This is a genomic window from Blastococcus sp. DSM 46786, from assembly GCF_900109665.1.
GTDB lineage: Bacteria > Actinomycetota > Actinomycetes > Mycobacteriales > Geodermatophilaceae > Blastococcus > Blastococcus carthaginiensis.
This window is the reverse complement of the sequence record NZ_FOAO01000001.1, coordinates 131,209-152,156: the sequence shown is the minus strand read 5'-3', so window position 1 is coordinate 152,156 and position 20,948 is coordinate 131,209. Positions and strand designations below refer to the sequence as shown.

General features: G+C 76.0%; 20 protein-coding genes. 15 read left to right on the top strand and 5 right to left on the bottom strand.

Annotated elements, in window-relative coordinates:
- Positions 1 to 105: 105 nt before the first annotated feature.
- The 8 genes from BMW62_RS00740 to BMW62_RS00710 all read left to right on the top strand — a co-directional run bounded on the left by BMW62_RS00740 (position 106) and on the right by BMW62_RS00710 (position 10,003).
- Complete coding sequence (locus BMW62_RS00740) at positions 106 to 432, top strand: MGMT family protein (protein WP_091928919.1); 327 nt, start codon at positions 106 to 108, stop codon at positions 430 to 432.
- A 99-nt stretch (positions 433 to 531) separates the two neighbouring features.
- Positions 532 to 1,275 (top strand): biosynthetic peptidoglycan transglycosylase, encoded by a 744-nt coding sequence (locus tag BMW62_RS00735; RefSeq protein ID WP_170852157.1) that lies wholly within the window; start codon positions 532 to 534, stop codon positions 1,273 to 1,275.
- A 36-nt stretch (positions 1,276 to 1,311) separates the two neighbouring features.
- The gene (locus BMW62_RS22390; protein ID WP_170852150.1) at positions 1,312 to 1,473 is read left to right on the top strand and encodes a hypothetical protein; all 162 of its coding nucleotides are present in this window, start codon (positions 1,312 to 1,314) and stop codon (positions 1,471 to 1,473) included.
- A 63-nt stretch (positions 1,474 to 1,536) separates the two neighbouring features.
- Positions 1,537 to 4,719, top strand: coding sequence for an ATP-dependent helicase (locus tag BMW62_RS00730; RefSeq protein WP_244523755.1), 3,183 nt, complete (start codon positions 1,537 to 1,539; stop codon positions 4,717 to 4,719).
- Complete coding sequence (locus BMW62_RS00725; RefSeq protein WP_091928917.1) at positions 4,716 to 8,117, top strand: ATP-dependent helicase; 3,402 nt, start codon at positions 4,716 to 4,718, stop codon at positions 8,115 to 8,117. The genes BMW62_RS00730 and BMW62_RS00725 overlap by 4 nt, the downstream gene beginning before the upstream one ends.
- 101 nt (positions 8,118 to 8,218) lie before the next feature.
- The gene (locus BMW62_RS00720; protein WP_280138586.1) at positions 8,219 to 8,926 is read left to right on the top strand and encodes an RNA-guided endonuclease TnpB family protein; all 708 of its coding nucleotides are present in this window, start codon (positions 8,219 to 8,221) and stop codon (positions 8,924 to 8,926) included.
- A 164-nt stretch (positions 8,927 to 9,090) separates the two neighbouring features.
- On the top strand, positions 9,091 to 9,510 hold the full coding sequence (locus tag BMW62_RS00715) for a hypothetical protein (RefSeq protein ID WP_091928915.1): 420 nt from the start codon (positions 9,091 to 9,093) through the stop codon (positions 9,508 to 9,510).
- Positions 9,511 to 9,604: 94 nt separating this feature from the next.
- Positions 9,605 to 10,003: a VOC family protein gene (locus tag BMW62_RS00710; protein WP_091928914.1), complete on the top strand. Its 399-nt coding sequence runs from the start codon at positions 9,605 to 9,607 to the stop codon at positions 10,001 to 10,003.
- 104 nt (positions 10,004 to 10,107) lie between these two features.
- Here BMW62_RS00710 and BMW62_RS00705 read toward each other — a convergent pair whose 3' ends face one another.
- Positions 10,108 to 10,959 (bottom strand): alpha/beta fold hydrolase, encoded by an 852-nt coding sequence (locus BMW62_RS00705; protein WP_091928913.1) that lies wholly within the window; start codon positions 10,957 to 10,959, stop codon positions 10,108 to 10,110.
- A 78-nt stretch (positions 10,960 to 11,037) separates the two neighbouring features.
- Here BMW62_RS00705 and BMW62_RS00700 point away from each other — a divergent pair, with 78 nt between their 5' ends.
- From BMW62_RS00700 to BMW62_RS00690, 3 genes are read left to right on the top strand one after another with little or no spacing between them, the layout of a single operon-like run.
- The gene (locus BMW62_RS00700) at positions 11,038 to 12,003 is read left to right on the top strand and encodes a metallophosphoesterase family protein (protein WP_091928912.1); all 966 of its coding nucleotides are present in this window, start codon (positions 11,038 to 11,040) and stop codon (positions 12,001 to 12,003) included.
- Positions 12,000 to 12,530 (top strand): hypothetical protein, encoded by a 531-nt coding sequence (locus BMW62_RS00695; protein ID WP_091928911.1) that lies wholly within the window; start codon positions 12,000 to 12,002, stop codon positions 12,528 to 12,530. Before BMW62_RS00700 ends, BMW62_RS00695 begins: the two co-directional genes overlap by 4 nt.
- On the top strand, positions 12,511 to 13,923 hold the full coding sequence (locus BMW62_RS00690; protein WP_170852156.1) for a M20/M25/M40 family metallo-hydrolase: 1,413 nt from the start codon (positions 12,511 to 12,513) through the stop codon (positions 13,921 to 13,923). The genes BMW62_RS00695 and BMW62_RS00690 overlap by 20 nt, the downstream gene beginning before the upstream one ends.
- On the opposite strand, the gene BMW62_RS00685 is transcribed toward BMW62_RS00690, so the two are convergent.
- Positions 13,920 to 14,687, bottom strand: a complete 768-nt coding sequence (locus BMW62_RS00685) for a putative protein N(5)-glutamine methyltransferase (protein WP_244523754.1) — start codon at positions 14,685 to 14,687, stop codon at positions 13,920 to 13,922. The genes BMW62_RS00690 and BMW62_RS00685 overlap by 4 nt on opposite strands.
- Before the next feature lie 63 nt (positions 14,688 to 14,750).
- Between BMW62_RS00685 and BMW62_RS00680 the strand changes: the two genes are divergently transcribed.
- The 4 genes from BMW62_RS00680 to nudC all read left to right on the top strand — a co-directional run bounded on the left by BMW62_RS00680 (position 14,751) and on the right by nudC (position 19,376).
- On the top strand, positions 14,751 to 15,635 hold the full coding sequence (locus BMW62_RS00680; RefSeq protein WP_091928910.1) for a DUF2510 domain-containing protein: 885 nt from the start codon (positions 14,751 to 14,753) through the stop codon (positions 15,633 to 15,635).
- A 185-nt stretch (positions 15,636 to 15,820) separates the two neighbouring features.
- Positions 15,821 to 17,131 (top strand): M16 family metallopeptidase, encoded by a 1,311-nt coding sequence (locus tag BMW62_RS00675; protein ID WP_091928909.1) that lies wholly within the window; start codon positions 15,821 to 15,823, stop codon positions 17,129 to 17,131.
- The gene (locus tag BMW62_RS00670) at positions 17,128 to 18,480 is read left to right on the top strand and encodes a M16 family metallopeptidase (RefSeq protein ID WP_091928908.1); all 1,353 of its coding nucleotides are present in this window, start codon (positions 17,128 to 17,130) and stop codon (positions 18,478 to 18,480) included. Before BMW62_RS00675 ends, BMW62_RS00670 begins: the two co-directional genes overlap by 4 nt.
- Positions 18,477 to 19,376 (top strand): NAD(+) diphosphatase, encoded by a 900-nt coding sequence (gene nudC / locus BMW62_RS00665; RefSeq protein WP_091928907.1) that lies wholly within the window; start codon positions 18,477 to 18,479, stop codon positions 19,374 to 19,376. The genes BMW62_RS00670 and nudC overlap by 4 nt, the downstream gene beginning before the upstream one ends.
- Here the strand turns inward: nudC and BMW62_RS00660 are convergent.
- The 3 genes from BMW62_RS00660 to BMW62_RS00650 form a co-directional block, all read right to left on the bottom strand.
- Positions 19,369 to 19,920, bottom strand: coding sequence for a nucleoside/nucleotide kinase family protein (locus BMW62_RS00660; RefSeq protein ID WP_244523753.1), 552 nt, complete (start codon positions 19,918 to 19,920; stop codon positions 19,369 to 19,371). The genes nudC and BMW62_RS00660 overlap by 8 nt on opposite strands.
- A 95-nt stretch (positions 19,921 to 20,015) precedes the next feature.
- Entirely contained in the window at positions 20,016 to 20,615 is a 600-nt protein-coding gene (locus BMW62_RS00655) for an ANTAR domain-containing protein (RefSeq protein ID WP_244523752.1), read from the bottom strand.
- Between the two features lie 39 nt (positions 20,616 to 20,654).
- Positions 20,655 to 20,921 (bottom strand): mycoredoxin, encoded by a 267-nt coding sequence (locus BMW62_RS00650; RefSeq protein ID WP_091928905.1) that lies wholly within the window; start codon positions 20,919 to 20,921, stop codon positions 20,655 to 20,657.
- Positions 20,922 to 20,948 lie beyond the last annotated feature (27 nt).

The following is a 20,948-nucleotide window of genomic DNA, read 5'->3' as shown; positions in this document are numbered from 1 at the left end:
AGCTGCGGTCGCCGGGGCTGAGCGGCGGGCGGGCGGTGACCCCTGGGCGGACATCTCACGGCTTCGGATGTCCGGTCGGGGGACATCGCTTGCCATGATCGGGGCGTGCCCCCCGACCCGAGGGACGTCGACGAGGCGGTGTTCGACGTCGTCGAGCGGATCCCGGCCGGCCGGGTCAGCAGCTACGGGGCGATCGGCGAGCTGGTGGGTGTCGGGCCCCGCCGAGTGGCCCGGGCGCTGGCGCAGGGCGGCGCGGCGGTGCCCTGGCACCGCGTCGTCCGCGCCGACGGCTCGGCCGCCGAACCGGTGCGCGCCCGCCAGCTGGAGCTGCTCGCCGCCGAGGGGGTGCCGGCGCGGAACGGGAAGGTGGACCTGGCGGCCGTCGGCTGGCCCGACCGGGCGACGCCCGTGCGGCGCCGTCCTCCTGCGTGATGATCACGGCCGGGCTGCCGATCGCCCCGCAGGGCGATGCGCGCGGACCGTGCCGCACGGTGAGCTGACCCGGTGACCCCGCATCCCCGGCAGCAGCCCGTGCCTCCCGCTCCGGTCGCGTCCCGGCCCCGCCGGTCGCGCGGTGCCCGCCTCCGGCGGGCCGGCCTCCGGCTGCTGGGCGGCCTGCTCGTCCTGCTGCTCGGGTCGTTCGCCGTCGGCTGGGCGGTGACCCCCGGGGTGGCCGACGCCGAGCAGCGGGTGGCCGCCCGCCTGGACGCGTTCGGTGGCACGCCGTCGACCGGGGAGGTGCCGCAGCGGATCGCCGCGGCTCTGCTGGCGACCGAGGACAGCCGTTTCGGTTCCCACCCGGGCATCGACTGGCGCGGCGCGCTCCGGGCGCCGCTCGGGGTGGTCCTCGGCCGGGACCTGGGGGGTTCGACGGTCCAGCACCAGCTGGCCCGGGTCCTCTACGAGGACGGCGCGACCGACGCCGGCGCCCGGGCCCGTTCCGTGGTGCTGGCCGTCAAGCTCGACCGGGCGTGGCGCGATGAGCAGCTCCTGCGCATGTACCTGGACGCGGTGTACTTCGGCCACGGCTTCTACGGGGTGCAGGCGGCGGCCGAGGGCTACTTCGGGCTGGCCCCCGACGAGCTGGACTGGGCGCAGGCCACCGTGCTCGTCGGGCTCGTGCAGGCGCCCAGCGCCTACGACCCGTTCGTGCACCCGGAGCGGGCGGCCGCGCGGCAGGCGCACGTGCTCGACCGGCTGGTGGCCGTGGGGACCCTCTCCCGGGCGGAGGCCGACGGGATCGCCGCCGAGCCGTGGCATCTCACAGGCGGATGACTCCAGTTCCGGGCCGGGTGTGCCGAACACCAGGGCATGAACACGATGGCGTGCCGGGCAGTGGCCCAGGCCGGGCTGGCTGCAGGGACCGCGTCGCTGGACGAGGAGCGGGCCTGGCCGCTGCTCCTGGTGGCCGGCTGGCTGACCACCGCGGCCGACCTGATGCTCGAGCAGTCGCTGCTGGACTCCCTGGCCTGATCCGCCCGCTCCACCCGCCCCGTCCGTCGCGGGATCGTCGTACCCCCGTGCTTCCATCGAGGGGTGGCGCAGCGCAGGGGTGAGGGTGGTCCGGTCTACCGGTTGCTGCCGGGGGAGCCGCCGCGCAGCAGTGCGCCGGAGCTCGACCCGACGCAGCAGGCCGTCGTCGACCACCCCGGCGGGCCGCTGCTCGTGCTGGCCGGTCCCGGCACGGGCAAGACGACGACGATCGTCGAAGCCGTCGCCACGCGCATCGACGCCGGCGTCGACCCCGAGCAGATCCTCGTCCTGACCTTCAGCCGCAAGGCCGCCGCCGAGCTGCGAACCCGCATCACCTCCCGGGTCGCCCGCACCATCCGCGAGCCGCTGGCGCGCACCTTCCACTCCTACGCCTACGGCGTCCTCCGCCGGGCCGCCGTGCTGCGGGGTGACCCGCCGCCCCGGCTGCTCACCTCCGCCGAGCAGGACGCCGTCGTCGCCGAGCTGCTGCGGGGCGACGCCGAAGGGGTGGGCACCGTCCGCTGGCCCGAGGACCTGGCGCCGGCGCTGGGCACGGAGGGCTTCCGGGCAGAGCTGCGCGAGCTGCTGCTGCGGGCGACCGAGCGGGGCGTCGACGCCGAGCGGCTGGCCGCCTGGGGCCGGGAGACCGGCAACGAGCACTGGGTGCACGCCGCGGCGTTCCAGCAGCAGTACGAGAACGTCAGCGACTTTTGGGTCGCCTCCCGCGGTGACGCCTCCGGTTACGACCCCGCGGAGCTGGTCCGCCAGGCGATCCTCGAGCTGACCGAAGACCCGGAGCTGCTCCGCCAGGAGCGCGAGCGCGCCCGCTGGCTGTTCGTCGACGAGTACCAGGACACCGACCCCGCGCAGGTGGAGCTCCTCGAGCTGCTCGCCGGGGGCGGGGGCAACCTGGTCGCCGTCGGTGACCCCGACCAGTCCATCTACGCCTTCCGCGGCGCCGAGCCGCGGGGCATCGTCGAATTCCCCGAGCGCTTCCGGCACACCGGCGGGCGGTCCGCAGCGCGGGTCTCCCTCGGGGTGTGCCGCCGCTCGGGCGCCGAGCTGCTCCGCATCAGCCGGCAGGTGGCCGAGGGCCTGCCCGGCCCGTGGGAGCACCGCCGCCTGGCCGCGGGGGAGGGCACGCCGCCGGGGGAGGCGGAGGTGCATGTCTTCGGCTCGACCGCGGTCGAGGCCGTCTACGTCGCCGACGTGCTGCGCCGGGCGCACCTGCTCGACGGCGTGCCGTGGTCGGGCATGGCCGTGGTCGTGCGCACCGCGGCGGTGCTCGGCCCGTTCCGGCGGGCCCTGGCCTCGGCCGGGGTGCCGGTCGCCGTCTCGACCGACGAACTGCCGCTGGCCGCCCAGCCCGCCGTCGCCCCGTTCCTGCGCGCGCTGTCCGCGCTGCTGCCCGGCCCGGGTGGGGAACCCGCGGGCCTGGACGAGCCGGGCGCCGAGGCGCTGCTCTCCTCGGCCCTGGGCGGGGCGACCGTGCTCGACCTCCGCCGGCTCCGCCGTGCCGTCCGCATCGCGCTGGCCAAGCAGGGGATCGACGCCGCCGAGCGCGGCGCGCCGCTGGCCGCCGCGCTCACCGACCCGGCCCTGCTGGAGGCGCTGCCTGAGCACCTCGCCCGCCCGGCCACCCGGGTCGCCGCGGTGCTGGACGCCGGCCGGTTCGCGCTCGCCGACGACGGCACCGCCGAGGACGTGCTGTGGGCGATGTGGCAGCGCAGCGGCCTCGCGACGAGGTGGGCCCGGTCGAGCGCCGCCGGCGGTCCCTCCGGTGCGGTGGCCGACCGCGACCTCGACGCGGTCGTCGCCCTGTTCGACGCCGCCGCCGGCTTCGTCGACCGGCTGCCGTCGGCCGACGTCCGGGCGTTCGTCGAGCACCTCTCCGCCCAGGAGCTGCCCGGTGACACCGGCGCGGCCCGGGCGGTCGCCGGCGAGACGGTCCGGTTGCTGACCGCGCACGCCGCCAAGGGGCTGGAGTGGGACCTGGTCTGCGTCTCGGGCGCGCAGGAGGGCCTGTGGCCGGACCTGCGCGAGCGCGCCTCGCTGCTGGGCGCCGAGGTGCTCGTCGAGAAGGCGGCCGGCATCGACGGCGCCCGCACCGACCGCCGCACCCTGGCGCTGGCCGAGGAGCGGCGGCTGTTCTACGTCGCCTGCACCCGGGCCCGGCGGCGTCTGGTGGTCACCGCCGTGGAGGGCGCCCTCGACGGCGCCGACGCCGGCGCGAGCGCGTCCCGCTTCCTCGACCTGGTGTCCCCGCCGCCGCCCGACGGCCGGCCGCTCACCGAGCTGCCCCGCGCGCTCACCCTGCCCGCGCTGGTCGCCGAGCTGCGCCGCGCGGTCACCGACCCGCACACAGCGCCGGCCCGGCGCTCCGCCGCCGCGGCCCTGCTGCGCCGGCTGGCCGACGAGGGCGTGCCTGGTGCGGCGCCCGCGCGCTGGTGGGGGCTCGCGCCGCTGTCGGACGACGCCCCGCTGGTCGACGAGGAGCTGCCGGTGCGCGTGCGCCCGTCGGCCATCGAGACCTTCCAGCGCTGTCCGCTGCGGTGGGTGCTCGGCGCGGTCGGTGCCGAGGCCTCGCCCGATGCGACCCGCACCGTGGGTTCGGCGGTCCACGCGGTCGCCCAGCAGGTGGCCGACGGGCTGCCCGCGAGCGACGCCCGCCCCGTGCTCGACGCCGAGCTCGACCAGCTCGACCTCGGTCCGGGCTGGGCCGACCAGCGGCAGCGGGTGCAGGCCCACGACATGCTCGACCGCTTCCTGCGCTGGCACGCCGCCAACCCGCGCGAGCTCGTCGGCGCGGAGGTGGACTTCGACGTCGTCGTGGGGCGGGCCCGCATCCGCGGCCAGGTCGACCGGCTCGAACAGGACGCGGAGGGGCGCCTCGTCGTCGTCGACCTCAAGACGGGGAAGACCGCGGCCAAGAACACCGAGGAGCACGGGCAGCTCGCCGCCTACCAGGTCGCGGTCGCGGCCGGCGCCTTCGAGCAGCACGGCACCGTTCCCGGCGGGGCGGCGCTGCTGCAGGTGGGCACCGGCGCCAAGGCCAAGGAGCAGCACCAGGAGCCGCTGCCCGCCGACGTGCCGCTGGAGAGCACGTGGGCCGGGGAGCTCGTCGCGGAGGTGGGCGCCGGCATGGGCGCGGGGACGTTCGAGGTGCGCACCGGCAGCCACTGCTCGCGCTGCCCGGCGCGGCGCAGCTGCCCGCTGCAGGAGCCCGGCCGGCAGGTGACCGGATGAGCGACGGGCAGCTCTCCTTCGACGAACTGCTGGCCGAGGCCGCGACGCCGGAGCCCGCGCCGCGCCGGCTGCTCACCCCGGCCGAGGTCGCCGAGCGATGCGGCCTTTCCTACGCCCCCTCCGACGAGCAGGCCGGCGTCGTCTCCGCACCCGCGGACCGGCCGCTGGTCGTCGTCGCCGGGGCCGGCTCGGGCAAGACCGAGACGATGGCCGCCCGGGTCTCCTACCTCGTGGCCAACCGGATCGTCGAACCCGAGGCGATCCTCGGTCTGACCTTCACCCGCAAGGCCGCCAGCGAGCTCAACGAGCGCATCCGGCTGCGGCTGGGCGCGCTGGCCCGCCACCCGGAGACCGAAGACGACCTGCGCGAGCGGCTCGCGATCGCGCAGCCCACCGTCTCGACCTACCACGGCTACGCCGCCGCGCTCGTCGCCGAGCACGGGCTGCGCATCGGCGTGGAACCCGGCGCCGGCGTGCTCGGCCCGGCCATGTGCTGGGGGCAGGCCGCGACGGTGGTCGCCGCCTGGACCGGCGACATGGCCGACGTGCCGCTCACCCTGCTCACCACCGTCGAGGACGTGCTGGCGCTCGCGGCGGAGATGGGCGAGCACGACGTCAGTGCCGCGGCCCTGCGCACCTGGACGGCGCGGCTGGAGGCGCAGATCGCCGGCTACGCGGACGCGCCGAAGAAGAAGGGCCCGTACGCCGCCGTCACCGAGATGCTCGCCCGGCAGAAGGCGCGCGTGGCGCTGCTGCCGCTGGTCGAGGCGTTCGAGGCCCGCAAGCGGGCTCTCGGTTCCATCGACTACGCCGACCAGGTCGCGCACGCCGCGCGCATCGCCGTCGCCGCACCCGAGGTCGGCCGCCGGGAGCGGGCGCGCTGGGAGGTGGTGCTGCTCGACGAGTACCAGGACACCAGCGTCGGGCAGCTCCGCATGCTGGAGGCGCTCTTCGGCGGGGCGAGCGGCCACCCGGTGCTCGCCGTCGGCGACCCCCGCCAGTCGATCTACGGGTGGCGCGGGGCCTCGGCCGGCACGATCGAGCGCTTCGACCGCACCTTCCCCGGGCGCCCGGGCCGCGCGGCGCAGCGGCTGACGCTGGCCACCAGCTGGCGCAACGACGAGGCGGTGCTGGCGGTGGCCAACGCCGTCTCGGCGATGCTGCCGGCACCGGCCCAGCCCTTGCCCGACCTCGCCCCGGCGCCCACCGCCGGCCGCGGCTCGGTCACCGTCGGGTTGTACGAGACCGTCGCCGAGGAGACAGCTGCTCTGGCCGACCGCCTGGCCCGAGCCTGGTATTCGGGTGTGGAAGCTGGTCGTCCCGAGTGGGCCCCGGAGGGGTCCGCGCAGGGACGACGCAGCGGCTCCGCCGAGCAGGGGGACGGCACCTGGTCGCGGGGTCGTCCGGAGGACGACGAAGTGCACCGTCCGCCGTCGATGGCGGTGCTGGTGCGCACCCGCAAGCAGCTGCCCGGCATCGCCGCGGCCCTGCGCGAGCGCGGGCTGCCGGTGGAGGTCGTGGGGCTGGGCGGCCTGCTGGAGGTGCCCGAGGTCTCCGACGTCGTCGCGACGCTCACGGTGCTGGTCGACCCGACCGCGGGCGACGCGATGGGTCGCCTGCTCACCGGCGCCCGCTGGCGGATCGGCCCCCGCGACCTCGCCGCGCTCGAGGCCCGCGCCCGCGCGCTGGTGCACGCCCGCCGGCCGGCCCGCCCGACCGAGGGGGCCGCCGCGGTCGAGGCACCGCAGGAGCGGGGCAGCATCGTCGAGGCGCTCGACGACCTCGGCGACGCGCAGCAGTACTCGCCCGCGGGCTACCGGCGGCTTCGCCGCTTCGGCGCCGAGCTCGCCCACCTGCGCGGCCGGATCGGGGAGTCGCTGCCCGACCTGGTCGACGAGGTCGCACGCACGCTGGGCCTGGAGACCGAACTGGCCAGCGCCCCCGGGGTCAGCCCGGCCGGCGCCCGCGCGCACCTCGACGCGCTGCACGGCGTCGCCGCCGAGTTCACCGAGCTCGCCGAGCTGCCGTCGCTGCCGGCGTTCCTCGGGTACCTGCGCGACGCCGAGGAGCGCGAGCGCGGCCTGGAGCCCGGCGAGGTGGCGGTCAACCCGGAGGCGGTGCAGCTGCTCACCGGGCACTCGGCCAAGGGGCTGGAGTGGGACGTCGTCGCGGTGCCCGGCATGACCGCCGACCAGTTCCCGGCCCGCACCAACGCCAGCGACTCCTGGATCAAGGACCCGGGCGCGGTTCCGGTCGACCTGCGGCTCACCGACCGGGAGGAGCTGCCCCGGCTGCGGCTGCCGGTGCCCGGCTCCGGTGACCACGCGGCGGTGCGCGATGCGCTGGAGGACTACGTCCAGGACTGGAAGGACTTCGGCCGGGACGAGGAGATCCGGCTCGGGTACGTAGCCGTCACCCGCGCCAAGCGGCTGCTGCTGTGCTCGGGCAGCTGGTGGCGCGACGGCGTGAAGCCGTGCGGTCCCTCGTCGTTGCTGACCACCGCCCGGGAGGCGTGCGACGACGGCGCCGGCACCGTCGTGCACTGGGCGCCCGCGCCCGAGGACGGTGCGACCAACCCCGCGCTGGAGGAGTGGCCGGTCGGCGTGTGGCCGGCCGACCCGCTGTCCGAGCCGCGCCGGCGGGCGCTCACCGCCGCCGCGCAGCTGGTCGAGGGCGCGGCGCCGCACCCGCTCGACCCGGAACGGGCCCTCGGCGGGGAGGACGAGCTGGTGGAGCAGTGGGTGCGCGACGCCGACCTGCTGCTGCGCGAGCGGGCGCGCCAGGAGAGCCCGACCGTCGACGTCCCGCTGCCCTCCCACCTGTCGGTGTCCGCGCTGGTCACCCTCCGCCGCGACCCGGCCGAGCTCGCCCGGAGGCTCCGCCGGCCGATGCCCGCGGCTCCCGCACCGCAGGCCCGGCGGGGCACGGCGTTCCACGCCTGGCTGGAGGAGCGCTTCGGCGCCGCGCGGCTGGTCGACCTCGACGAGCTCCCCGGCTCCGGCGACGAGCTGGCCGCTCCCGACGACGCGCTGGAGGAGCTGCGCGCGGCGTTCCTGGCCAGCGAGTGGGCCGACCGGCAGCCGGTCGAGGTGGAGGTGCCCTTCGAGACGCCGCTGGGCCCCATCACGCTGCGCGGCCGGATCGACGCGGTGTTCCGGCGCGAGGACGGCGGCTACGAGGTCATCGACTGGAAGACCGGCCCGCCACCCACCGGCGCCGAGCTGACCGCCGTGGGCGTGCAGCTGGCCGCCTACCGGCTGGGCTGGTCCCGGCTGACCGGGGTGCCGGTCGAGCGGGTCAGCGCCGGCTTCCACCACGTCGCCGCGAAGGAGACACTGCGCCCGGTCGACCTGCTCGACGAGGCGGGCCTGCTCGCCCTGGTCACCGGGACGGGCTGACCGGCTCCCGAGGGCGCACCCTGAGCGGGTGGCCCCCCTTACGGTGAAGGTGCGATGCAGGCTCCCTGAACTTGTCGGATCCGCCCGGCACTATCAGGCTCGTGACGCATGGCGCGGTACGGGTTCGGCTGGACGTGACCGACGTCCAGGCCGGTGTGCTGCTGCGCGCCGCCGGTGCTCGCCGTAAGGCGTGGAACTGGGCCGTGGAGAAGATCAAGGCGAACGCCGACCAGTGGGCCGCCGAGGCCAGCTACGGCATCGAATGGCCCGACCGGGTCCGCGCCGACGCCCTGCACGGCTTCACCGCGCGACTGGCTCGGTCGCACGGCGTGGTCGTGGTTGAGGACCTGGCCACGAAGAACCTGATGGCCAACCGGTCGCTCGCCCAGGCGATCGGCGATCAGGGCTGGGGTGAACTCGCCCGGCAGCTGACCTACAAGACGGCCCGTCACGGCGGGCGGCTGCTTGTCGCGGACCGCTGGTTCGCGAGCTCCAAGACGTGCTCGGCGTGTGGTGCGGTGAGACCCAAGCTCGCCCTCTCCGAGCGCACCTACCGCTGCGGTGACGACTCCTGCGGCCTGGTGGCCGATCGGGACGTCAACGCCGCGGCCAACCTCGCCGCCTGGGGCGAGCACACGCTCGGCATCTGCCCGTGCGTGACCCAGGACGGGGAACGCCACCCAGGCGGCCCGTCAGCCGAGGACCCTCGGCATGCCTGTGGAGGGTGGAGATCAGGAACAGCCGTACCGGCTGCTCCGGTGCTGCCCGGTGAAGCAGGAACCAGCCGGCCACGCAGCAGCGTGGCGTAAGCACTGGACGCCCCGGACAGGGGCGCTTACGGAACGGTGCGCTGGGCAACCATCACACCGTCACCGTAAGGGGGGCGGGTGGGCAGGTCGTGGGCGGCGCCGCTACGGGGGCGTCACGGGCTGGGCAGCAACGGGGCGTCAGGACGAGCATCCGAGGAGGCGCGATGAATCTGTCGCGGCGTCGCACCGCACAGGCCCTCGTCGCGTCCGGCGCCGTGCCACTCCTGGTCGCGTGCGGTGGCGGCGAGGCGATCTCGGCAGGCGGCGTGACCGTCCTCGTCTCCGAGCAGACAGGCTTCGGCATGGACGCTCTCGGTGGCGGCCGGCTGGAGGTCGTAGGGGGATGCCTCGGTGCTGGCGGCTCCGTGATCGTCTGGCCCCACGGCACGGAGGTGGTCGACGACGCACCGTTGACGATCGATGTGCCAGGCCACGGCATCTACGGCCTCGGTGACGAGGTGGAGGTCGGCGGCGGCTTCGTCCTCGAACACTCCTCCCAGGATGCACCGCCCGGGCCTTACGACGTCGCGGGCGTGACCGTCCCGGCCGGGTGTGCAGAGCACGACATCTTCCTCGCTCGCTGACGTCGCTCAGCTCACGATCGTCCCGCGAGGTCTCCGTGCCCGCCCACCCATGCGCTCCTCAGCGCACCCCGTGCGGTTGGACGAGGATGGCCCCATGGACGTCCTGAGCAGCCGCATCCTGCTGCGACCGTCGGACGCCCGGCGGTCGCAGTCGTTCTACCGGGACGTCCTCGGGTTGGCGGTGCACCGCGAGTTCGGTCCACCGGAGCATCCCGGCGTGGTCTTCTTCCTGGGGAACGGGCTGCTGGAGGTCTCCGGCCGGTCGGACGAACGCCCCGCGGCCCTGGCCCTGTGGCTGCAGGTCCGGGACGTCGCGGCCGAGCACCGTCGTCTGGCGTCGGCCGGCGTGACGGTGACCCAGCCGCCCCGCCTGGAGCCGTGGGGCCTGGTCGAGATGTGGATCGAGGACCCCGACGGGGTGCGGATCGCCCTGGTGGAGGTCCCCGAGGAGCACCCTCTGCGCCGCGACCAGCGCTCGGTCGACGCTTCCTGAGCCGCGGGCAGCCCCTGACCGGGGACGTCCCGTCGGCGCGGGATCCGCAGGACGTCGGCGCCCGCCCGTGAGGCGTTCCCCGCGGGAACGCAGAAGGGGGGGGCTCAGGTGCTGGCGACGCGGTCCAGGATCGCGCGGGCCAGCTGCTCGGGTGCCTGCTCGGGGATCCAGTGGGTCACACCGGGCAGCTCCACGAAGCGGTAGTCGCCGGTCACGAACTCCGCGCACGCCTCCGCCGCCGTCCGGCCGATGGCGACGTCGCCGTCGCTCCACACGTAGGTCGTCGGCACCTCGACCTTGTCGACGCGGATGTCGGAGCTCATCGCCCGGTACCAGTTCAGCGCCGCGGTGAGCGCGCCAGGAGCCGACAGCACGGCCACGTACTCGTCGGCCGCCTGGGGCGAGACCCCGGTGTCACCGTCGGCACCCAGCAGCATCCGGCGCAGCCGCCGCGCGTCGTCGGCGAGCAGCACCTCCTCGGCCTTGCCTGGCTGCCAGAACAGCCGGATGTAGGCCGAGCGCTCCTTCTGCTCCGGGTCGATCCGGAAGGCGGCGGTGTAGGCGGCCGGGTGCGGCACCGAGACCGCGGTGAGCGAGCGGACCCGGTCGGCGTGCCACGCGGCGAGGGTCCAGGCGACGTTGGCGCCCCAGTCGTGGCCCACCACGTCGGCGACCGGGATCTCCAGCGCGGTCATGAGGTCCGCGGTGACCTGGGCGAGGTTCTGCATCGCGTACGCCTCGACCTCGGACGGCCGGGCGCCGGGGGAGTAGCCCAGCTGGTCGGGCGCGTAGGTGCGCAGGCCGGCCTGGGTGAGCAGCGGCGTCACCGCGGCCCAGGACGCCGAGGTCTCGGGGAAGCCGTGCAGCAGCAGCACCGGCCGGCCGTCCTCGGGTCCGTCGACGCGCACGTCGAAGGTCAGGTCGCCGACATCGGTCCGCAGCAGCTCTCCGGGCATGCCCCGGACGCTAACGGTCCGGCGCGGGCGCCGCGCCCCCCGGGAACGTCCCGGCGGCGTCGGCGCGTTGAACCCGTCATGTCGCTGACCAGACGACAGTTCCTCGCGGCCGCCGCCGGCGTCGGCGGCGCTGCCCTCACCGGAGGAGTCCTCGCCGACCAGGTGTGGCCGCTGCTCGGCCGGGAGGACCTCGTTCCCGGCCGCACCCCCGAGCTCGTCCTGCCCCGGCAGGCCTGGACCACCACCCCTGACCGGCTCACCTTCGCGGCGGTGGGCGACACCGGCACCGGCGGACGCCAGGCGGTCGCGGTGGCCACCCGCATGGCCCAGGGCTACGAGGAGAACCCGTACGGGCTGGTCACCCACCTCGGCGACATCTGCTACTACGGCCGGATCGAGAACCGCTTCGAGGACGTCTTCCTCCGCCCCTACGGCCCGCTGATCGAGGCAGGGGTCGACGTCGAGCTGGCCATCGGCAACCACGACGGCGAGGTCTACTTCAGCGACGCCCGGCTCGACGAGATCGAGACGGAGCTGCGGCTGCTGGGCACGCCGGCGCGCTACTACCGGACCAGCCACGGCCCGGTGGACTTCTTCTACCTCGACTCCAGCACGCCCGGCCTGTTCGGCCCGGGGGCCACCGACCAGGTCGACTGGCTCGACGACGCGCTCGCGACCTCGACCAGCCAGTGGAAGGTCGTCTGCCTGCACCACCCGCCGTACTCCTCGGGCCGGCACGGGAGCACCCCGGGCGCGGAGGAGAAGCTGGTCCCGGTCCTCGAGCGGCACGCCGTCGACCTGGTGCTGGCCGGTCATGACCACAACTACGAGCGGACCGTCCCGCTCGACGGCATCACCTACGTGGTCAGCGGCGGCGGCGCCAAGCTCACCCCGGTGCGCCCCAGCCGGATCACCGCCGCCGCGGCCTCGGTGCTCCAGTACCTGCACGTCGAGGTCGACGGCGACCGGCTGACCGCCCGCTGCATCCGCCCCGACGGCGGGCTGGTCGACCGGTTCACGCTGCGGGCACGCGAGGGCCGGTGAGCACCCGGTTCCGGCCGGCGCGCGCCGTCCGGGAGGGCGCCGCGGCGCTCTACGGGCTGGCCGCCCTCGCCGTCGTGGTGGCGCCGGCGCTGATCATCGGCTCGACCGCGACCGGCGGCGGGGTGGCGCCGTCGTGGCAGGCGCTGGACCTGCTCGCGGTCAGCGCGGTGCTGGGCCTCGGCTACGGCGTCGTCTGCTTCCGGCGGCTGCGCCGCCAGTCGACCGAGACCAGGTCGCGGCCGAACGCCTGGATCGCCGCCGCGCACGCGCTGGTGGCCCTCGCCCTGCTCTCCTCGCTGCTGCTGGCCGTGGTGCTGCACGAGCTCGGTTCGCTGCAGGCCCCGCTGGCCGGCCAGGAGTGGACCCTGCTGGCCCTCTGGGGCGGGGTGCAGCTCGTCGCGATCGTCGCCGCCGAGGCCGTCGAGCGCGGGGTGTTCCGCTGGCTGGTCCGCCCCGAGCGGCGGGCGCAGGCAGCTCCGCCGGACGGCGCGGCTACCGTCGGGGACCGTGACCAGCGCCGAACGTGACTTCGTCCTCGACCACCTCGACGACCTGCACGCCGACCTCGACGCCTGGCTGCGCATCCCGTCGATCTCGGCCGACCCCGCGCACTCCCGCGACGTCGCGGCCAGCGCCACGTGGCTGGCCGACGCGCTGCGCCGCGTCGGCTTCCCGACCGTGGAGATCTGGCAGACCCCGGGCGCGCCCGCCGTCTTCGCGGAGTGGCCCAGCGCGGACGCCGACGCCCCGGTCGCCCTCGTCTACGGCCACCACGACGTGCAGCCGGTGGACCCGCTCGAGCTGTGGGAGCACCCGCCGTTCGAGCCCACCCGGGTCGAGGGCCCCGACGGTCCCGAGCTGCACGCCCGCGGCGCCATCGACGACAAGGGCAACGTCGCCTTCCACCTGCTCGGCATCCGCGCGCACCTGGCCGCCACCGGCCGCGACACCCCCGCCGTCACGGTCAAGCTGCTGATCGAGGGCGAGGAGGAGTCCGGGTCGCCGCACTTCGAGGGCCTGCTCCGCGACCACGCCGACCGGCTCGCCTGCGACGTCGTCGTCGTCAGCGACACCGGCATGGCCGCACCCGACGTGCCCAGCGCCGTGACGGCGATGCGCGGCCTGGCCGACGCCGAGATCACGCTGCGCGGGCCGGCCGTGGACCTGCACTCCGGCTCGTTCGGCGGTGCCGTCCCCAACCCGCTGCACGCGATGGCCGAGCTGCTGGCGAAGCTGCACGACGAACAGGGCCGGGTGACCATCCCCGGCTTCTACGACCGGGTGCGGCCGCTGAGCGACCGCGAGCGCGAGCTGATGGGCCGGGTGCCGTTCGACGAGCAGGCCTGGCTCGCCGGCCCGGCCGCCTCGCGGGCCACCTACGGCGAGGCCGGCTACAGCACGTTGGAGCGCACCGGCGCCCGGCCGACCGCCGAGGTGAACGGCATGTGGGGCGGCTACACCGGCCCCGGCCACAAGACGATCATCCCCGCCGAGGCGCACGCCAAGGTCACCTTCCGCCTGGTCTCCGACCAGCGCCCGGAGGACGTCGGCCCGATGCTGCGCGCCTGGGTCGAGGCCAACCTGCCCGACGGCATCGCGGCCGAGGTGCACACCCCGCCCGGCGGGGTCGCGCCCTGCGCCAGCGACCTGGACTCCCCGCACATGGACGCGCTGCTCGCCGCCATCGGTCAGGCGTTCGACACCGACCCGGCCGACGTGCTGTTCACCCGCGAGGGCGGCAGTGGCCCGGAGGCGGCGATCGTCGAGGCCCTCGGCGCCCCGCTGCTCTTCCTCGGGGCCGGGCTGCCGACCGACCGCATCCACTCCCCGAACGAGCGGGTGCTGCTGCCGATGCTGCACCGCGGTGCGGAGGCCGCGGCCCACCTGTGGCGGGAGCTCGCCGCCCGCCGCGCGGGCTAGGGACGGATGCCGACGACGACCGTGGCACCGCGGTCGTCGTCGGTGACCAGCCGGGCCGCCAGCCCGGCATCGGTGACCAGGCCGAGCGCGGCGGCCACCTGCCCCTCGCCGCACTCGAACAGCAGCGCGCCGGCCGGTGCCAGCCACTCCGGTGCCTCCGCGGCGACCCGGCGGGCGAGCGCGAGCCCGTCGTCGCCGCCGTCGAGCGCGGCCCGCGGCTCGTGCTCCCGCGCCTCCGGGGGCAGCAGGGCGATCGCCGCCGTCGGCACGTAGGGCACGTTGGCCGTGAGGACGTCGACGCGGCCGCGCAGGCCCGCCGGCAGGGCGGCGAACAGGTCGCCCTCGTGCACCGGCGTGCCGGGGAGGTTGAGCCGGGCGCAGGCCACGGCGGCCGGGTCGAGGTCGGCGGCGTGCAGGTCGAGGCCCGGCACGGCGGCGGCCAGTGCCGCGGCGACCGCACCGGTGCCGCAGCACAGGTCCACCACCAGCGCACCCGGCCGGGCGTGCCCCACGGCCTCGGCCACCAGCACCTCGGTGCGGCGCCGCGGCACGAAGACGCCGGGTGCGACGGTGATCCGCAGGCCGCAGAACTCCGCCCAGCCCACCACCTGCTCCAGCGGGGCGCCGGCCACCCGCTGCCCGACCAGCCGGGCCAGCTCGTCGGCGTCGCGCGCTGCCGACGCCAGCAGGGCCGCCTCCTCCTCGGCGAAGACGCACCCGGCGTCGCGCAGCCGGCGCACGAGGGTGGCGTCGGGGGAGTGCACGGCGGCCTCCTTCGACGGGCGCGGGTCACGGGAACGCCGAGGTGCACGCCCTACGCTGGGGCCGTGACCGGAGTGGGCCAGGACGCGGCGCCGGGCTGGTACCCCGACCCGGCCGGCGCGCCCGGCATGGTGCGCTGGTGGAGCGGCACGGAGTGGTCCGACGTCATGATGCCCGCGGGTCCCGGCGTCGAGGTGCACCGGGTCGCCGCCCGACCCGCGGGTCACGAGCCGGCCGCACCGGAGGTCCCGCCGGCGCCCGCCGGCCGCCGCTCGCACGCCCGGCTGTGGGTGGCCGCCGGTGCGGTCCTGGTGCTCCTCGTCGCCGCCGTCGTGGCGGTGCTGGGCACGGGGCCGGACGGGGACGACGCGAGCGCCACGGCCCTGGACCCCGGCATCGCACCCGTCCCGGCGCCCGGCGAGCCCTTCCCACCCGGCACGGTGCGGATCATCGACGAGGTCGCCGGCATCTCCTACCCGTACCTGGGGGAGGGGTGGTCGGAGTTCGACCTGGGCCGGCAGCTGGAGACGACCGCGACCGCCGGCCAGTACTTCACCACCCAGGAGGCCACCCCCGACGGCGGCATCTTCATCTCCCAGTGCACGTCCGGCCCGGTGGCCGAGGGGTACGGGTGGGCCGGCCCGTCAACGCTGCAGAGCACGGTGACGACGCTGGCCGCCAGCGTCCGCGCCAACTACTACCCGGGGCCGAACACCATCGAGGTCCGCCGGGACGAGCCCCGGACCGTCGACGGGCGCCCCGCCCACCTGCTGGAGTTCCAGCTGTCGTGGGACGTCGAGGGCTACGACGCCTCGGGGGAGCGGGCGGCGCTGCTGCTGGTCGACGTCGGCCGGCCGGCCCCGGCGCTGCTGTACGTCTCCATCCCCAACACCCACGCCGAGCTCTACGGCGTCATCGACCGGGTCATCACCGACGTCGACGTGCTGTGACACTGTCGGCCTCCGGCCGACGACCGCGGCCAGGTGCCGTGCCCCGGGGGGCCTGAGCGAGTCCGCGTCCCTCCTCGGGAACCCTCCGGGCCCCGCTCGTCGGTCGCCCTGCCACTCACCAGCGGTGGGGACGGCGACCGGCCACGGTGTCCCCCGGAGGCGGACGTCGTCGTAGTGTCGGGCGCGTGACTGCAGCTGGTACCGAACTGACCCTGCGGCACCCGATCGAACGGTTCACGCTGGACAACGGCCTGCGGGTGGTCCTCGCCCCCGACCGCAGCGTGCCGGTGGTGGCGGTGAGCGTCTACTACGACGTCGGGATGCGCAACGAACCCGAGGGGCGCACCGGCTTCGCGCACCTCTTCGAGCACATGATGTTCCAGGGGTCGGCGAACGTCGCGAAGATGGAGCACGCCCGGCTGGTGCAGGCCGCCGGCGGCACCTTCAACGGCTCCACCCACCAGGACTACACGAACTACTTCCAGGCGCTGCCCGCCGAGGCGCTGGAGCGCGCCCTCTTCCTCGAGGCCGACCGCATGGCCGCGCCGGCGATCACCGAGGAGAACCTCCGCAACCAGATCGACGTGGTGAAGGAGGAGATCCGGGTCAACGTGCTCAACCGCCCCTACGGCGCCTTCCCGTGGCTGCAGCTCCCGCAGGTCGCGTTCGAGACCTTCGCCAACACCCACGACGGCTACGGGTCCTTCGTCGACCTGGAGTCCTCGACCGTCGCCGACGCGACCGACTTCTTCGACAAGTACTACGCGCCGGGCAACGCCGTGCTGTGCATCGGCGGCGACCTCGACGTCGCCGCGACCGAGGAGCTCGTCCGCCGGTGGTTCGGCTCGATCCCCGGCCGCCACGTCCCGCCGCTGCCGTACACCGGCGAGCCGTCGCCGACCACCGTCCGGTCCGCCGTCGTCGAGGACCTGCTCGCCCCGGCGCCCGCCTTCGCCCTCGGCTGGCGGGTGCCCGACCCGGTCGGTGACTTCGACACCTACCTGGGCAGCGTGCTGCTGGCCGAGCTGCTCAGCGAGGGAGACGCCTCCCGCCTGGAGACCCGTCTGGTCCACGACGACCGGATCGCCATCGCCCAGAGCAGCTACGTGGGCCTGTTCGGCGACCCCTTCGACGTGCGCGACGCCACGCTCCTCACCACCCAGGTTCACCACCCGGCCGCTGTCCCGGCCGAGCGCGTGATGGCTGCCGTGCACGAGGAGGTGGCCCGCATCGCCACCGACGGCGTCGGCGCCGACGAGCTGCGCCGGGTGCAGGCGCGCATCGAGGCGCAGCTGCTGCAGCAGGCCGACTCGGTGCTCGGTCGCACGCTGGCGTTCGCCGCCGCCGAGCTGGTCCACGGACGCGCGGAGCTCGCCGGCGAGCTCGCCGCCCGGCTGGCGGCTGTCTCCCCGGAGGCGGTGCAGGCCGCCGCCCGGGGGCTGGATCCGGGCACCGCCGCGGTGCTGGAGCTGCGACCGGCCGGAGGTGCCCGATGACCGCCGCCCTGATCCCCCCGTTGGGCGAGCCGCGCCCCCAGCCGGCGCCGGCCGCAGAGGAGACGACGCTGCCCAACGGTCTGCGCGTGGTCGTGGTGCCCCGGCCCGGTGTGCCCCTGGTCGAGCTGCGTCTGCGGGTGCCGTTCGCGGCGGCCGGCGCGCGCAACGCCGGCGTGCACGCCGCACGGGGCGCCGTCCTCTCCGGGGCGGTGCTGCTGGGCACGCAGCGGCACGACCAGGCCCAGGTAGCCCAGCTGCTGCAGAGCCACGGGGCCGAGCTGTCGGTGAGCACCGACGCCGACCGGCTCGTGTTCGGCACCACGCTGCTCCCCGGCGGGCTCGGCCCGGTGCTGGAGCTGCTCGCCGAGCTGCTGACCGGCGCCAGCTACCCGGCTGGTCGGGTCGACGGCGAGCGCGACCGGCTCGCCGAGCGGATCGCGATCGCCCGCACGCAGCCGGGCACGATCGCCCGGTCGGCGCTCGCCGCCCGCCGGTACGGCGCCCACCCGTACGCCATCCAGCTGCCCGACGCCGAGCTGGTGGCCGCCGTGCGCGCTCCGGCGTTGCGCCGGCTGCACCGGGAGCGGGTGCTGCCCGCCGGCAGCATCCTCGTGCTCGTCGGCGACCTGGACCCGGCGGCGGCGACCGACACCGTCGCCGCCGCGCTGGAGGTCTGGGCCGGCAGCGGGACGGCGGTGCAGGCCCCGCCGATCACCGAGCAGCCGGCGCAGGGCATCGAGCTGGTGCACCGGCCCGGCGCGGTGCAGTCGAACCTGCGCCTGGGCGGCCCGGCGCCCAGCCGGACCGATCCCGACCTCCCGGCGACGCGGCTCGCGGCGATGGTCTACGGCGGGTACTTCTCCTCCCGGCTGGTGGAGAACATCCGCGAGCGGCGCGGCTACAGCTACAGCCCGCGGAGCGCGATCGACCACCAGCGCGCGGCATCGTCCTTCCTGGTCGAGGCCGACGTCGCCACCGAGGTCACCGGCCCGGCCCTGCTGGAGACGCTCTACGAGCTGGGCCGCATGGCGCTGACCCCGGTCACCGAGGCGGAGCTGGACGCGGCCCGCCGGTACATCCTCGGCAGCATGGCGCTGTCCACGTCTACCCACGCAGGCCTGGCCAGCACCCTCTCGGCGCTGCTCGGGGTGGGCCTGCCGGCGGACTGGCTGAGCAGCCACCAGCGCGACCTCACCGCGGTCACCGTGGAGCAGGTGCAGGCCGCGGCCGCGCGCTACCTGGCGCCCGAGGCGCTCACCGCCGTGGTCGTGGGCGACGCCGACCGGGTGGCCGCCGAGCTCGGCACCCTGGCGCCGGTCACCGTCACCGGGGGCGGCGGGCAGGCGTGACCGCCGGCCCTGCCTCCGGCGACGGCGGTCCGCTGCTGTCGCGCTCCGGGCACGACCGGGCCCACCTCGCCCGGACGCTGACCGACCCAACCGGCGGCCGCCCGGTCCGGGTGCTCCTGGTCGACGCCGCCCGGGCCGTGCCGGTGGAGGAGGGGCCCGCGGGTCCGCGCCTGGTCTGGGACGAGCGGCCGGCCCTGCCCGCGGGCGCGGTGTTCCTCGGCGAGGCCGGCGGGGTGCCCTACGCGGCGGTGCGCGGCGAGCGGTCGCTCACCGTGAACGGCCGGCCGGTCGACCACTGGGCCGGCCTGCGCGAGGTCGGCGCAGAGCTCGAGGACTTGGACGCCGGTCTGCTGGCGCAGGCCGTCGGCATCCTCGAGTGGCACGAGCGCAACCGGTTCAGCCCGCTCACCGGGGGGGCGACGACGGTCGAGCGGGCCGGCTGGTCGCAGCGCGACCCGACCACCGGCACCGAGTTCTTCCCGCGCGTCGACCCGGCGGTGATCATGCTCGTCCACGACGGCGGCGACCGCGTGGTGCTGGGCCGGCAGGCGACCTGGCCTCCGGGGCGGTTCTCGATCCTGGCCGGCTTCGTCGAGCCGGGGGAGTCCGCCGAGGCGGCCGTGGCCCGGGAGGTCGAGGAGGAGGTGGGGCTGCGCGTCACCGACGTGCGCTACGTCGCCAGCCAGCCCTGGCCGTTCCCGCAGTCGCTCATGCTCGGGTTCGTCGCCCGGGCCGACGGCGACCAGCCGCTGCGGCTGGACCCGCACGAGATCGAGGAGGCGCGCTGGTTCACCCGGGAGGAGCTGCGCAGCCCCGACGGGCAACTGGCGGTACCGCCGTCGATCTCGATCGCCCGTCACATCCTCGACCGCTGGCTGAAGGACGAGCTCAGCTGAAACGGCCCTGGAGCACCAGCGCGGGGCGGTCGGGGTGGTCGGCCAGCACGACGGCGTCGGCGAACGCCACCGGGTCGACCTCGTCGTCGTAGCGGTCGAACGCGGGCAGCTCCCAGGCCTGGTCCGGCGGCGTGCGGCGGCTCCGCGCGGCCGGGGCCATCCGCAGGTGCACCACGACGTCGAACGCCAGGCCCACCCCCTGCAGGAGCGAGCCGGGGACCAGCAGCACGCCGCCGGCCGGCGCCGGCCGGCGCGGTAGCCGGGCGGACCGGTCCCGCGCCAGGTCCCACAGCGCCGGCAGGAACTCCCCCGAGCCACCCGGGCCGACGGGGCCCAGGACCTCGCGGCCGAGCGCACCGGTGTCGAGCCAGTCGGTGTAGCGGGCGTCGGGATCGGTGCGGCCGTGCTCCAGCCGCAGCGATGCGGGCCGGTAGAAGCCCACCGCGGGGACGACGACGGCGGCGCGACCGAGCATCGGCAGCCGCTCGGCGAGCGAGCCCGCGAGCGCGTCGGGGGCCGCGGCGTCCGGCCCGTCCACGGCCACGCGCACTGCGGCGGCGCCGGGTTCCGGGGGGACGTCCGCCAGCAGGCCGGCCAGGCGGTCGGCGAGAGCACCGGGGGACAGCGGCTCCGGTCGGGTCAGGAGCGGCCGTCCGCGGTGGCCACGGCGCCGCTGGTCACCGGCTCCAGCCGCGGCGCGGGCGGAACGGCGACGGGGGCGGGTGGTTCGGCCGCGGCGGTGGACGCGCCCCCGTCAGGCGCCAGGCTCTCGAGCACCTCGCGGGCCAGCTCCACCACGGGTCTGCCCTGCGTGCGCGCCTCTCGGCGCAACCCCTCGAACGCCGTCCGCGGGCTCGTGCCGTGCCGCTCGGCGAGCACCCCGATCGCCCGCTCGGTGGACACCCGGGCGGCCAGGGCGTGCTCGAGCTGCGCCACGGTGCGTTCCAGCGCGGCGACGCGCGCGTCCACCGGGTCCGTGTCGCCGGGTGCGCCCACCGGGCCGCGGGCCGAGCGCCGCGCGGACCGGTCCGGCTCCGGCAGCCCGCCCAGCTCGTCGGCCACCAGGTCGGCCAGGGTCATGCCCTCGACGACGTCCTCGACGGCGTCACCGCCGACCGGGCCGCCGGTGAGGGGGACGACCACCCAGCCGCGCGCGGCCCGGGTCAGCGCGACCCGCGACCGGTCACCGATCCCCGGGCAGGCCGGGACCTCGGACCGGGACGACGCATCGGGGGACACGCGCCCGTCGGAGGGCCTGGGACCGGGGACCACGGGTGCTCACGCCTCCGGGATGTGTGCCAGCTGGGCCTTCACCGCGTCGATGCTGGGGTTGGTCAGCGCGGTGCCGTCGGGGAAGACCAGCGTGGGGACGGTGCGGTTGCCCCCGTTGGCCTGCATGACCAGGTCCGCCGCCTGCGGGTCGGTCTCGATGTCGACCTCGGCGAACGCGATGCCCTCGCGCTGCATCAGCTTCTTGAGCCGCACGCAGTACCCGCACCACGTGGTGGTGTACATGGTGACGGCGGCGCCGGGGGTCGTGGTCATCGCGGGGAGTCTCCCTGTTCGTGCCTG

Coding starts and splice junctions, on each gene's coding strand:
- BMW62_RS22390 (WP_170852150.1), top strand. CDS start 1,312: ATGAACACGATGGCGTGCCGGGCAGTGGCCCAGGCCGGGCTGGCTGCA.
- BMW62_RS00725 (WP_091928917.1), top strand. CDS start 4,716: ATGAGCGACGGGCAGCTCTCCTTCGACGAACTGCTGGCCGAGGCCGCG.
- BMW62_RS00715 (WP_091928915.1), top strand. CDS start 9,091: ATGAATCTGTCGCGGCGTCGCACCGCACAGGCCCTCGTCGCGTCCGGC.
- BMW62_RS00710 (WP_091928914.1), top strand. CDS start 9,605: ATGGACGTCCTGAGCAGCCGCATCCTGCTGCGACCGTCGGACGCCCGG.
- BMW62_RS00705 (WP_091928913.1), bottom strand. CDS start 10,959: ATGCCCGGAGAGCTGCTGCGGACCGATGTCGGCGACCTGACCTTCGAC.
- BMW62_RS00700 (WP_091928912.1), top strand. CDS start 11,038: ATGTCGCTGACCAGACGACAGTTCCTCGCGGCCGCCGCCGGCGTCGGC.
- BMW62_RS00670 (WP_091928908.1), top strand. CDS start 17,128: ATGACCGCCGCCCTGATCCCCCCGTTGGGCGAGCCGCGCCCCCAGCCG.
- BMW62_RS00650 (WP_091928905.1), bottom strand. CDS start 20,921: ATGACCACGACCCCCGGCGCCGCCGTCACCATGTACACCACCACGTGG.